Source organism: Pseudomonas sp. PGPR N4, from assembly GCF_059693665.1.
On record NZ_JCAUKV010000002.1, the window covers coordinates 144,249 to 157,447 of the forward strand.

Genomic DNA, 13,199 nt, shown 5'->3' on the forward strand with positions numbered 1-13,199 from the left:
CGGCCCCAGCACGCAGTCCCTGGCACCACCGCCCTACTCCAAGGTAACCCCTACATGTCCCGTATTCTGCAACAAGGCGGCTTCGCCTGGCGCAGCGGCGCCTGCCTGCCCGCGTGGCAGAGCCTGAGCGCGGCACTGGCGCGCCACGGTGAGTGCCTGGGCCTGCGCCATCAGGACAGCCAGGCCGAGCCTGACAGCCCGGCGCTGCAACTGCTGCATTCCGATCTACGTCCGCTCCAGACCCGCCTGGTGGGCTTGCCCGCCTTGCCTCTGGAGCTGTCTACCGAGTTCACGCTCCAGGCCGCCTGTGGTCTCATGTCGGTGCACGGCCGCGCCAGTGGCAGGCCGCAGGCTCTGGGCGTGAATTACCTCGCCAGCATCAACGCCGCACTGGCCTGGCAAGGCACTCTGGCCGCCGCCGTTGGCCAACTGCGCGGCGGCGCCTTCACTGATGTCAGCTTGGCCCCGGCCGGCGGCGCCCTGCTCAGCATCGGCCAGTACCTCGCCGGCGCAACCGCTGCCGACGAGGCAGAACAGCTGCTGCCAGGCCAGGATGACGCCCTTGCCCGGCCACCGTTCGTTTCCGCCGAGGGTGTGCTGTTCGAGCTGGAAACCCTCGACAGCCAACCGTGGCGCCGTTTCTGGACTGCACTGCAGGTCAGCGATGCGATTGCCGGTCGGGCCTGGCAGCAGTTTCTGTTGCGCTATGCCCGCGCGGTCGCGCCGATGCCGGCCGAGTGCCTGGACGCCCTGGCACGGCTGCCGCTGGCCCGTATTCAGGCGATGGCGGCAGACTGCGGCGTGGCGCTGGTGGTGCTGCGCAGCCCGGCGCAGCGCTACGCCGATGCCGATTACCCGGCCAGTGCGGCTGCGCCCTGGCAGATGCAGCACGGCCCCGCCGCCGTGCCCGGCCCACGCCAGGCACCCGCCACGCTGCCGCTACAAGGCATTCGGGTGCTGGAGTCGTGCCGCCGGATCCAAGGCCCGCTGGCCGGCCATCTGCTGACGCTGCTTGGCGCTGAAGTGATCCGTCTCGAACCGCCAGGCGGTGATCCACTGCGCAGCATGCCGCCCTGCGCCGACGGCTGCTCGGTGCGCTTCGATGCCCTCAACCATCGCAAGCAGGTGATTGAAGTGGATATCAAGTCGGCTCAAGGCCGTGCGCAGATCCATGCACTGTGCGCCGACGCCGACGTATTCCTGCACAACTGGGCCCCGGGCAAGGCTGCCGAGCTGGCCTTGGATGCAACTGACCTGCATGCCAGCCAACCGTCTCTGATACACGCCTATGCCGGCGGCTGGGGTGCAGCGCAGGTCGACGCGCCGGGCACCGACTTCACCGTGCAAGCCTGGTCAGGGGTGGCAGCACGCGTTGCCAGCGCTTCCGGCACACGGGGCGGTACGCTGTTTACCGCACTCGATGTCCTCGGCGGAGTCATCAGCGCCCAAGGGATCTGCGCCGCGCTGCTCGAACGTGAGCTGCATGGCCACGGCAGCCAGTTGCACAGCTCTCTGCTAGGCGCTGCCGACCTGCTGCTCGACCGCGACAGCGGCGCGCTTGCGACAAGCCTGCTGCAAGGTGTGTTCGCCACCGCCGATGGCTTGCTCGCGATCGACTGCCAGACCCGCCAGCAGTACCAGGCGTTGACCCAAGTGCTGGGTGCCGAGCCTGATCCACGGCACCTGCCGCAGCGCTTGGCTGACGCCAGCGGCGAAGACTGGCTGGATGCCTGCCAACAAGCAGGCGTCCCCGCCAGCATCGCCCATCAAGACCTTGCCGTACTCGCTGCCGATCCGCGCCTGGCGCCAAGCCTGGGCCAACGCGCCTATCGATCTGTCCAATCTCCGTGGAGTTTCACATGAATACTGCCGGCATCATCGACCTGGTCCCTTTGCATACCCGCCGCCGCTGGGCTGAAGACGGCAGCTACCCCAATCAGGATGTATTCAGCCTGTTCCGCGCGCGGGTTGCGCAAGCACCTGACAAAGCTGCCGTGTTGTCGCCAGAGGGCAACATCAGCTATGCCGCACTGCTCGACGCCGCCCTGCGCCTGGCCAACAGCTTGCGCCAGGCGGGCATCGTCGCCGGCGACGTGGTCGCCTATCAGCTGAGTAACAGCTGGCGCTGCTGTGCCATTGACCTGGCGGTGGCCGCGCTGGGCGCCATTGTCGCGCCGTTCCCGCCAGGACGCGGCAAGCTCGATATCCAGGCCATGGTGCGCCGTTGTGATGCGCGTGCAGTGATCGTGCCGCAGAGCTATGCCGACATCGACCTGTGCGAAGTGATCGAGTCGCTGCGCCCGACCCTGCTCTCGTTGCGGGTGTTGATCGTCGATGGCGCGCCGCGCGCCGGGTGGTCGACGCTGGACGCGCTGCTCGCCCAGCCGCCATTGGCGCTGGCCAGCCTGTGCGCAGTTTGCCCAGACTCGCCGGTACGCTTGCTGGTGTCATCCGGCACCGAGTCAGAACCCAAGCTGGTAGCCTATTCACACAATGCGCTGGTGGGAGGCCGCGGCCGGTTTTTGCAACGTATCAGCGACGACGGCGCGGCATTTCGCGGGCTGTACCTGGTTCCGCTGGGTTCGTCATTCGGCTCGACCGCAACCTTTGGTGTACTGAGCTGGCTGGGCGGATCGCTGGTGGTGCTACCACGCTTCGACGTCACTGAAGCGATCAAGGCGATCGAGCAACTGCGCCCAAGCTTCATTCTCGGCGTGCCGACCATGCTTCAGCGAATTGCCGCCGACCCCGCCCTGGCCAACATCGACAAGTCCAGCCTGCGCGGATTGATCTGCGGTGGCTCGCTGATCGATGAAGCGACGGTGCTGCGCTGCACGGAAAACTTTGGCTGCGGCTTCATCAGCCTGTATGGCTCGGCCGACGGCGTGAACTGCCACAACACCCTCGACGACCCCATTGAGGTGGTGCTGGGCAGCGTTGGCAAACCGAACCCTGCGGTATGTGAAATTCGCATTGTCGACGACCTCGGCCATGAGCTGCCCCAGGGCGATGTCGGCGAGATCACCGCGCGCGGACCGCTGAGCCCGATGCAGTACGTCAACGCACCCGAGCTCGACGAGCGCTACCGGGATGCGGAGGGTTGGGTCAAGACTGGCGACCTCGGCTTTATCGACCCCCAGGGCTACTTGGTGCTGGCAGGGCGCAAGAAAGACATCATCATCCGCGGCGGCGCCAACATCAGCCCGGTACAGATCGAAGGCCTGGTCATGGCTCACCCTGATGTGGTCACCGTGGCCTGCGTGGCGGTGCCAGACCGCGACCTGGGGCAGCGCGTGTGCGTGTGCGTAACCCTGCGCGACGGTGCGCCGCGCTTCGCCCTGGCTGACATCAGCAGCTTTTTGCGCGAGCAGGGCCTGGAGGTCAACAAGCTCCCAGAGTACCTGCGCTTTTACCGCCATCTACCACTGACCCCTGCCGGCAAGATCGACAAGCGCGCGCTTGCCGAAGATGCCGCTGGGCTCACCGAACCCGTACGGCAGGTGGGCTGAGCCATGCCAATCAATCCTGACCAGCTGCAACTCGCGCCGCGCGTACGCAGCTTCGTCGAGCAGCACATTCTGCCGCGCGAGCTTGAACTGGGCGCCTGTAATGCGGCCGCCGCCACGCTCGCAGCCAGCCTGCAGGACCAAGCCAAGGCCGCCGGGGTATTCGGTAATTTCTACCCGCACGCTGATGGTCGACGGCCGCTGACCCTGCGCGAGTATCTGCCCATCGCAGCTGAAGAGGGCCGCAGCGAGTTCGCGCCGGCGATTCTGGGCGGCGATGCCAGCCTCGACGCCTACATGCTCAGCCGCCATGCCAACGCCGAGCTACGCGAACGCTATCTGCTGCCGTTGCTGCGCGGTGAGCGGGTGCCGTGTTACGCTATGTCCGAGCCGGACAGCATCGGCTCGATCCCGGCAACCATGACCAGCCACGCCCAGTGGCAGGGCGATCACTGGACGCTGAACGCCCGCAAGTGGTTCATCTGCCGGGCCGGCCGGGCCGACTTCGCCACTGTTATCGCGCGCACTGCCGATGGCCCGCTGAAGCAGTCGCTGTCGATGCTGCTGGTCGCCACCGACAGCCCAGGCTTCGAGTGGGTGCGCCCGCTGGCCCTGCTTGGGCGTCAGCAAGGCCAGGGCGAATTGCTGTTCAAGGACGTGCGCGTCGAGCCTGAGCATGTGCTCGGGGAAGCCGGCCAGGGCATCGCGCTGATGCAACAGCGGCTCGGCCTTGGCCGCCTGCTGCGCGCTGCGCATTGGCTGGGCCTGGCCCAGCGCTGTTTCGACGACCTCTGCAAGCGGGTGCATTCGCCCCGCGGCGAGCTGGCGCGCTTGGCCGACAAGCAGCTGGTGCGCGCGCGGGTCTACCGGGTGTTTCGCGATATCGCTGCGGCCCGTGGCCTGCTCGAAGATGCTGCCGACAAGTTCGATCGTGGCCAGGCCAATGCCATCGAGGTCAACCTGGCCAAGCTGGCGGCATCCGAGGCACTGTCCGCTGCGGTCGATTCGGCAGTGCAGATCATGGGCGCCGAGGGCCTCAGTGACTTGTCGCCTTTATCCGGGATCTATCGCTGTGCGCGCACGACCCACATCCTTGATGGCACCGACGACGCGCTGATCAGCAACCTCGGCCGCGACCTGCTCAGCGCTACCGCGCCGGGTCGTACTTTCGACTACCGCTCGCCGTCGCTGAGCCTGGACAAGGTGGCGCCATGAGCAAGCACGCGCCACTGGCCGTTCTGTTGATCTGCGCCATGGGCCTGCCGATGATGGTGTTCTACGCCCTCGGCGTGCTCGGACCACAATTGATCGCCGAACTCGGTATCGGCCGTGATCAGTTGGGCTGGCTGACCACCAGTGCCTTTGGCCTGGCGGCAGTGCTGTCGCCATGGGCTGGCACGCTGGTGCAGCGGATCGGTTCGCGCGCAGGTTTGATGGCGCTGTTCCTGCTGGTGGCGCTGTCGTTCAGCCTGATGGCGGTGCTGCCTGGCTTCACTGGCGTGGTCATCGCGCTGCTGTTCTGTGGCATTGCCCAGGCGCTGGCCAACCCCGCTACCAACCAGGCCATCGCCCTCACTGCCAATGCACCCAAGGCCACGCTGGTGGGCCTCAAGCAGGCTGGCGTGCAGGCATCGGCGCTGATCGCCGGGCTGGCCTTGCCGCCCCTCAGCGCCTGGCTCGGCTGGCGTCTGGCACTGGCCTGCTGGGTGCCGCTGGCCGTATTGCTGGCGCTGCTGGTGCCCTTGCGCATCCCGCCGCCGGCGGCAGGGCCAAAACCACCGCTGCGCCTGATCAGAACCAACGGCTGGCTGCTGCGGCTGATGGCGATTCAGGCCTGCGCCGGGCTGTGCCTGTCGGGTTTCATCAGCTATTTCGGGGTGTATGCCAACAGCCTTGGCGTCGATCCTGCCGCCATCGGCCTGATGGTCAGTGTGTTTGGTCTGATGGGCATCCTTTCGCGCTTGCTGTTGACCCCACTGGCCGCTGGCCTGAAGGACGAAACAGTGCTGTTGGGCGGGCTGTTCCTATTTGCCCTGGTCACGCTGTTGGTCATGCAGCAGGCCACAGCGGGGCGCCACTGGCCGCTGTGGGCAGGCGTGAGCGGTATGGGCCTGAGCCTGGTGGCGAGCAACGCGGTGGCGATGAGCATGTTGTTGCGCGAGCCACGTTTCGGCGCTGCAGCGAGCAGCGCAGGCATGCTGTCGCTGGGGTTCTTTGGCGGTATCGCGCTCGGCCCACCGCTATTCGGCCTGCTGCTGCGCCAGCCAGGTGGTTTTTCTGCAGCGTGGTCGTTGCTGCTCGTCGCCCTCTGCGCAGGGGCTGCGCTGTGCCGCAGCCTGTACCGTGCGCGCCGTGCCGAGGAGGCCTGCAAGCATGCCGGAACAGCGTAAACGCCACGCCACGATCAACGCACTGCTCAAGCAGCTGGAGGCGGTTTCACGCCAGTGCGGCGAGCAATTTCCACTGTACCGCCTGGCGCGGGAAAAACAGTGGAAGCTGTCCCGCCGCGGCTCCTGGCTTGGCGGCTTCTGGGCGGCGCTGTGGTGGCGCCGTGCGGCACTCACCGAGCTTAGTGAGGACTTCGACCAGGCCTCGTTCTGGAGCCGGCAACTGGCCGCTCAACTGGACGAACCGAGCGTCAATCGCAGTTTCGTATTCTGGTACGGCGCCGCGCTTGGCGGCCGCCTGAGCGCAGCCAACGACGCACACCAGTTGGCTTGCCGCGCGGCAAATACCCTGGCCCGGGATTATCGCCCAGACCTCGGCGGCTGGCCGCTGGGCCCCGGCATGGGCGCAGGCGACAAAGGCCAGCTGAGCCTGGATATCGACGCCTTGGCACCAACCCTGGCGCTGATGCACCTGCAGCGCGATCCCGAGCAGATGGCCATGGCCCGCAGCCACCTGCAGTTGTGCCTGCGCACGTTGCGGACCCGGTCTGGCGCGTGGGCCAGCCATGCCCGCTGGCACGCCGAAGGCTGGGTCGTGCAGGGCCCGGCCGGGCAGTGGGCGCGTGGGCAGGCCTGGGCCATGCTAGGTCTGGCAGAAGCGGTCGGCTTATACGGCGGGGCTTATGCCGAGCCGGCACGCGAGGCCTGTGAGTACTGGATCCGGCGCTGGGGCCAGGCTGCCGGCCAGGGCACGCTCAAGGCCGAAGAGGCCGACCCCTGCGCGGTAGCGATTGCGTCGCTGGCGCTGCTGCGCTTGTGGCAGTGCCTGCCGGGGTTGAACCACTGGCGCGAGCAGGCCTGCCGGCAACTTGCCACGCTGCTGTCCGCTCCGGTGCAGCAGGGCTGCTTCGTCGGCCACTTGTACCGAATCGGGCCAGATCAGGAGCAACTGGTCGAATCAGCCTGTGCGAGCTATTTTCTGCTAGAAGCGCTGATCGCTCAGGATCAGGTGTTGGCACTACGCGGCGGCATTGCCGGTTGGTGAGTACCACCGGAGCGGGGTGCGCAGCGCTGGTCAGCCGCTAGACCGCCCATGAATTTCTCGTCACTCGGCCACATGAGAAACGATTTCGTTTACCATTGTTTCCAAATATGTAGCCGTAAGCGAGGAAGTACCCGCATGACGATCCGTCCGCAACCGCTGATGCGCACCCTGGCCGCCGCTGTTCTGAGCCTGGTGATTGGCGCACCGGCCGCCATGGCAGACGCGCCGGTCAGCCTGACCCTGTACAACGGTCAGCACAAGGAAATCGGCGAAGCCATCGCCAAGGCCTACGAGGCCAAGACCGGCATCCATATCAATATCCGCAAGGGCAGCAGCAACCAGCTTGCCAGCCAGATCATCGAAGAAGGCGACCGCTCGCCCGCCGATGTCATCTATACCGAAGAGTCGCCACCGCTGAACAACCTCGGCGAGCTCGGCCTGCTGGCCAAGATCGACGACGCCACCCTGAACATGCTGCCCAAGGAATACGTGGCCAGCAACGGCACCTGGATGGGCGTGACTGCGCGCACCCGCGTGGTGGTGTTCAACCCGAAGAAAATCGACGAAAAAGACCTGCCGCAATCGGTCATGGACTTCGCTGACCCTGAGTGGGACGGTCGCGTCGGCTTCGTGCCCACCAGCGGCGCGTTCCAGGAGCAGGCGGTCGCCATCCTGAAAATGCACGGCCGTGAAGCGGCCGAAGAATGGCTGACCGGCCTCAAGGCGTTCGGCAAGACCTACACCAACAACATGGTCGCGTTGAAGGCCGTGGAAAAAGGCGAAGTCGCCGCGGTGCTGGTCAACAACTACTACTGGTACGCGCTTGAGCGCGAGCGCGGCAAGCTCGACTCCAAGCTGTACTACCTGGCCGATGGCGATGCCGGCGGCCTGGTGACCATTTCGGGCGCTGCCGCGGTGAAAGCCAGCAAGCATCCCAAGGAAGCCCAGGCACTGCTCAACTGGATGGCCAGCGAAGAAGGCCAGCGCGTGATCACCCAGACCACCGCCGAATACCCGCTGCACAAAGGCATGGTCTCGGACCGCGGCCTGAAGCCGTTCGAAGAGCTGCGCCCGCCGCAGATCACCCCCGCCGACCTGGGCAATGCCGAGGAAGCGCTGGAGCTGGAACGTGAGGTCGGTCTGCTCTGATGACTGCCGCCCTGCCCCAAGCGGCCCAGGCGCGTTTCGTGCCTCGCCGCAAGCGCCCATCGATCTGGGTGCTGCTGCCGGTTCTGTTTCTGGTGGCGATGAGCTTGCTGCCGTTGCTGTACGTCGCCATGAAAGCCTGGGAAGCCGGCTGGCAGGAGGCATTGCATCTGCTTTGGCGGCCGTTCGTATGGGGCTTGCTGCGCAATACCCTGCTGCTGATGGTTGGAGTCACCGCCGTGTGCATGGTGCTCGGCCTGGCCCTGGCCTGGCTGCTGGAGCGCAGTGACCTGCCAGGGCGGCGCATGTGGGGCGTGGTGCTGTGCCTGCCGTTTGCCGTGCCGTCGTTTGTCAGCAGCTTTACCTGGGTATCGCTGAGCTCGGACTTCGAGGGCCTGGGCGGGGCAATCATGATCATGGCACTGTCCAAGTACCCGCTGATCTTCTTGCCGGTTGCGGCGACCTTGCGCAATGTCGACAGCTCGCTAGAAGAGTCGGCGAGGACCCTCGGCTGCAGCCGCTGGGGGGTGTATCGCAAGGTCACCCTGCCGCTGCTGTGGCCGGCGATGCTCGGTGGCGCCTTGCTGATCGCGCTGCACATGCTGGTCGAGTTCGGTGCCCTGTCGATTCTTGGCCTGCAGACCTTCACCACGGCGATCTATCAGCAGTTCGAACTGGAGTTCAGCAACGCCAACGCGGCGATGCTCTCGGCAGTGCTGCTGGCGCTGTGCCTGATCATGCTCACGCTGGAGCTGCGCGTGCGCGGCAAGGCGCGCCATGTGCGCATTGGCCAGGGTGTGGCGCGGCGGGCGCAGCCGATCAAGCTGGGCAGCTTCACGGCTGTCGGCCAGTTGTTCTGCCTGGCGTTGGCGGTGCTCGGTAGTGGTATTCCACTGGCGATGCTCGGCTACTGGCTGAGTGTCGGCTCGTCGGCAGCGTTTCCTGTGGGCGAGATCAGCCAGGCGCTGCTCACCTCGCTGTCGGTGTCGCTGGGCGGCGCCGGGTTCTGCGTCGTGCTGGCACTGCCGATCAGTTTCCTGGTGGTGCGCTACAAGGGCCGCCTGGCGATCTGGGCCGAGCGCCTACCGTACCTGCTGCATGCCCTGCCGGGCCTGGTGATTGCCCTGACGCTGGTGTTCTTTGCCCTGCACTACGTGCCGGCGCTGTACCAGACCACGGCGTTGTTGCTGCTGGCGTATGCCTTGCTGTTCCTGCCTCTGGCCCAGGCGCCGGTGCGCACGGCGCTGAACAAGGCCTCGCCGACGCTTGAAGAGGCGGCCCGGACCTTGGGTGCGAGCAGCTTCAGCGCGTTTTGCCGGGTGACTCTGCCGATCATCTTCCCGGCGCTGGCAGCGGCCTTTGCGCTGGTGTTCCTGGATGCCATGAAAGAGCTGACCGCGACCCTGTTGCTCAGCCCGACCGGAATGACCACCCTGGCAACTGAAGTGTGGGCCCACACCGCCAACGTCGAGTTCGCCGCGGCGGCGCCCTATGCCGCGCTGTTGATCGTAGTATCAGGCCTGCCGGTGTATCTGCTGACCACGCGGATGTACCTGAACCGGGCCTGAGGTTTCTGAAATTGCGCTTGTCGTGAGTTTGCTGGGGCCGCTGCGCGCCCCCGACGATCTCACTACACGTGCAGCTTCAGAACACCTTGAAAGGGATGACTCTTACGCCCGGAACTGGCCAAGGCTGGCGCGCAGCTGCGCCGCCAGATCATCCAGCACCTTGCCGCTGGCGGTCGTCTGCATCACCACCTCGGCCGAGCGCTCGGCCTGGGCATGAATCGTCTCGACCCTGCCGCGTACCGCTTGCGCACCGTGTGCCTGCTGCTCGGCAGCACGGGTCGCCAGGCCAATCGCCGCATGCACTTGTTCGACGGCGGCCTGCACCGATTGCTGGCGGCGTTCGTTATCGCGCAGCACCAGCAAGCCTTCGCTGGCCTGGCGCCCGGCCTGGCTAATGGTTGCCACCGCCTGCTTGGCGCCTTGCTGCAGGGCAACGATATGCGCCTGAATGTCCCCGGTCGAACTCTGGGTCTTGCTCGCCAGCGCCCGCACCTCGTCGGCCACCACCGCAAAGCCACGCCCGGTCTCGCCGGCGCGGGCGGCCTCGATTGCCGCGTTGAGGGCGAGCAGGTTGGTTTGCTCGGCAATGCCGTGGATTACCGTCAGCACTACCTCGATCTGTTCGCTCTGCTTGGCCAGCCGCTCGATCACCTGCGAGCCGGCATCGACCTGGCCCGCAAGGTTTTCGATCAAGCCAGCAAGCTGGGTCGAGGTGCGGCTGTTTTCGTCAGTGGCCTGGCGGATGTCGACCACCTGCTGCAAGGCAGCCTGCATCGCATGGCTCTCGGCCTGGGCTTCGTCGGCCATGCCGGACAGGTCGCGCAAGCTGGCCGCCACTGCGTCACGCTGCAAGGCTGCGGCAGCGTCGGCACCGGCGCTGCGCTGGGTCATGACACCGATTTCGACGCCGGTGCGCTGGGCGACTTCACCCGCCTCGCGGACGATCGGCTGCAGCTTGTCGACAAAGCGGTTGACCGCTGCCGCCATGTCGCCGATTTCATCACGGCTGTCGAGGCTGACCCGTTTGGTCAGGTCACCGTCGCCCGCAGCCAGGTCATTGAGTGCCGCAATCAGCAGGCGCAGCTTGTTGACCACCCGCCGGCCGAGTACCACTGCCACTACCAGCAGTACGCCAAGCCCCACCAGCACCAGGCCCAGGCCAATCCGCCAGCGCAGCTCGGCGGCCGCATCGCGGACGGTTTCGGCGGTGTTGGCCTGCATCGCGGTGGCGCTGTTCTGCGCAGCTTCCAGACGCGCACGCAGGGCCTTGCCGCTGTCTGCGGCGGCCGCCCCGAGGCTGTCGCCGACCAACTGCTCGCTGCTGCCGATCAATGCCGCGAAGCGTGCATCGAGGGCCTTCAGTTCCTGTTCGACGGATGCGGTGGAAACGCCCATCAGCACCTTGCCGATCTCGGCACCGTTGGGGCTGATCGGTGCTTCGACGAAGTACACCGAAGGGTCCTTGCGCGCAGCGTTGAGCACTTTGTCCAGTGCCCGCTCACCCTCGCCTTTGTCCATCAGCGCCTGGTTGATCGGGTTTTGCCGGTTGAGGTAGCGCGTCAGGTGCTGGCCCTGAGCATCGTCATAGATCACGAACAATACATTGGGATTGCGCTGGGCACGGCGGGCAAAGTCGGAGAGCACCGGCACGTCGTTGTCCCAGATCGCTCGCGGGGCAACCGAGGCGAGCAACTCGGCCATGTCGTTGGCCGAGTCCTTGAGGTTCTTCTCCAGGGTGGCGCGCAATTGCTGCTGTTCGCTTTGCAGGCGCGTCGACAAACCGCTGCTCAAACGCTGCCGAGTGCTGCTGGAGAGGCCTTCAAGGCCGGCGCGGACGTCCTGCCCGGCCAATTCCAGTTCACCCGCAAGCTTGCGGCTATCGCTGCCCAGACGCTCGCCAAGATCAGCCTCAAGGGCCGTCACTGTGCTCCGGGTCAGCGCAACGGCCACCAGCACCTGCACCAAAAGGGCGATACCCAAGGCAACAAACACAGGCCGCAACAGGCGGCTTCGTAACAATGAAAGAATGGCAGACACGGTGAACCCTCGTGTTTCTGGCGCCACTATTTTGATGGCATCGACAAGGGCATTCTTACAGCAAGGGTTGTGCCGTCGCAGCAGGCATAAACGCCAAGTTTATTCACCGACGATACAACGTGTGTAAAAAAAACGCCGCGCTCCCTTGCGGGAACGCGGCGCTGGATCAGCCTGGCAGGCTAATCAGGCAAACGGATGACGCAGCACGATGGTCTCGTTGCGATCCGGGCCGGTCGAAATGATATCGATCGGCGCGCCGGTCAGCTCCTCGATGCGCTTGATGTAAGCGCGCGCCGCTTCTGGCAGCTCTTCGAGGGTCTTGGCGCCCAGGGTCGACTCGCTCCAACCCGGCATTTCTTCGTACACCGGCTCCAGGCCGATGTAGCTGTCGGCGTCGGAAGGCGCTTCGAGTACTGCGCCGTTCTCGTTCTTGTAACCCACACAGATGTTGATGGTTTCAAGACCGTCGAGCACGTCCAGCTTGGTCAGGCAGATGCCCGAGATGCTGTTGACGTCGATGGCGCGACGCAGGATGACCGCATCGAACCAGCCGCAACGACGGGCACGGCCGGTGGTCGAGCCGAACTCGTGGCCACGCTTGGCCAGGGTTGCGCCAGTGTCATCGAACAGTTCGGTCGGGAACGGACCGGAACCGACACGGGTGGTGTACGCCTTGGTGATGCCGAGGATGTAATCCAGGTACATCGGGCCAACGCCGGAACCGGTGGAGATGCCGCCGGCGGTGGTGTTGGAGCTGGTCACGTACGGGTAGGTACCGTGGTCGATGTCCAGCAACGAGCCCTGGGCGCCTTCGAACATGATGTCCTTGCCAGCGCGACGCAGGTTGTGCAGCTCGGCGGTGACGTCGAGCATCATCGGCTTGAGCTGCTCGGCGTAGGCCATGCACTCGTCCAGGGTCTGCTGGAAGTCGATGGCCGGCTCTTTGTAGTAATTGACCAGCTGGAAGTTGTGGTAGTCCAGCAGCTCACCGAGCTTGGCAGCGAAGCGCTCACGGTGGAACAGGTCACCGATGCGCAGGCCACGACGAGCGACCTTGTCTTCGTAGGCCGGGCCGATACCACGACCGGTGGTACCGATCTTGGCTTCGCCACGGGCCTTCTCGCGAGCCTGGTCCAGCGCTACGTGGTAGGACAGGATCAGCGGTGCAGCCGGGCTGATGCGCAGGCGCTCACGCACCGGTACACCCTTCTCTTCGAGCTTGGTGATTTCCCGCATCAAGGCGTCCGGTGCAACCACTACACCGTTGCCGATCAGGCACTGCACGCCTTCGCGCAGGATGCCCGACGGAATCAGGTGCAGCACGGTTTTTTCACCGTTGATCACCAGCGTGTGGCCGGCGTTGTGACCGCCCTGGTAGCGCACTACGGCGGCAGCATGTTCGGTCAGCAGATCAACGATCTTGCCTTTGCCCTCATCACCCCATTGGGTGCCCAGGACGACGACATTCTTACCCATAACACTTGTCCTCATTCACGCAAACTTGGTTGCC

The 13,199-nt window shown here is 65.5% G+C and carries 8 protein-coding genes and 2 pseudogenes; 7 read left to right on the top strand and 3 right to left on the bottom strand.

Annotation, left to right across the window (positions count from 1 at the left end):
- Nucleotides 1–54 precede the first annotated feature (54 nt).
- From AC58X1_RS10335 to AC58X1_RS10365, 7 genes are all read left to right on the top strand, one after another.
- On the top strand, nt 55–1,863 hold the full coding sequence (locus AC58X1_RS10335) for a CoA transferase (RefSeq protein ID WP_447736088.1): 1,809 nt from the start codon (nt 55–57) through the stop codon (nt 1,861–1,863).
- Nucleotides 1,860–3,509, top strand: coding sequence for a class I adenylate-forming enzyme family protein (locus AC58X1_RS10340; protein WP_447736090.1), 1,650 nt, complete (start codon nt 1,860–1,862; stop codon nt 3,507–3,509). Before AC58X1_RS10335 ends, AC58X1_RS10340 begins: the two co-directional genes overlap by 4 nt.
- A gap of 3 nt (nt 3,510–3,512) precedes the next feature.
- The gene (locus AC58X1_RS10345) at nt 3,513–4,721 is read left to right on the top strand and encodes an acyl-CoA dehydrogenase family protein (RefSeq protein ID WP_447736092.1); all 1,209 of its coding nucleotides are present in this window, start codon (nt 3,513–3,515) and stop codon (nt 4,719–4,721) included.
- Nucleotides 4,718–5,896 (top strand): MFS transporter, encoded by a 1,179-nt coding sequence (locus AC58X1_RS10350; protein WP_497428812.1) that lies wholly within the window; start codon nt 4,718–4,720, stop codon nt 5,894–5,896. Before AC58X1_RS10345 ends, AC58X1_RS10350 begins: the two co-directional genes overlap by 4 nt.
- Nucleotides 5,880–6,938, top strand: coding sequence for a glucuronyl hydrolase (locus tag AC58X1_RS10355; RefSeq protein WP_447736096.1), 1,059 nt, complete (start codon nt 5,880–5,882; stop codon nt 6,936–6,938). Before AC58X1_RS10350 ends, AC58X1_RS10355 begins: the two co-directional genes overlap by 17 nt.
- 135 nt (nt 6,939–7,073) lie before the next feature.
- A complete protein-coding gene (locus tag AC58X1_RS10360) occupies nt 7,074–8,087 on the top strand; it encodes an extracellular solute-binding protein (protein ID WP_101315923.1) in 1,014 nt (337 codons plus the stop codon).
- Nucleotides 8,087–9,652, top strand: coding sequence for an ABC transporter permease (locus tag AC58X1_RS10365; protein WP_101315921.1), 1,566 nt, complete (start codon nt 8,087–8,089; stop codon nt 9,650–9,652). Before AC58X1_RS10360 ends, AC58X1_RS10365 begins: the two co-directional genes overlap by 1 nt.
- Before the next feature lie 102 nt (nt 9,653–9,754).
- Here AC58X1_RS10365 and AC58X1_RS10370 read toward each other — a convergent pair.
- The 3 genes and pseudogenes from AC58X1_RS10370 to AC58X1_RS10380 all read right to left on the bottom strand — a co-directional run.
- A pseudogene (locus AC58X1_RS10370) lies at nt 9,755–10,270 on the bottom strand (methyl-accepting chemotaxis protein); the annotation flags it as partial.
- A gap of 390 nt (nt 10,271–10,660) precedes the next feature.
- Nucleotides 10,661–11,353 (bottom strand): annotated as a pseudogene (locus AC58X1_RS10375) (methyl-accepting chemotaxis protein); the annotation flags it as partial.
- A gap of 519 nt (nt 11,354–11,872) precedes the next feature.
- Nucleotides 11,873–13,165 carry an adenylosuccinate synthase gene (locus AC58X1_RS10380; RefSeq protein ID WP_103435853.1) on the bottom strand — a complete coding sequence of 431 codons (1,293 nt, stop codon included), beginning with the start codon at nt 13,163–13,165 and terminating at the stop codon, nt 11,873–11,875.
- Nucleotides 13,166–13,199 lie beyond the last annotated feature (34 nt).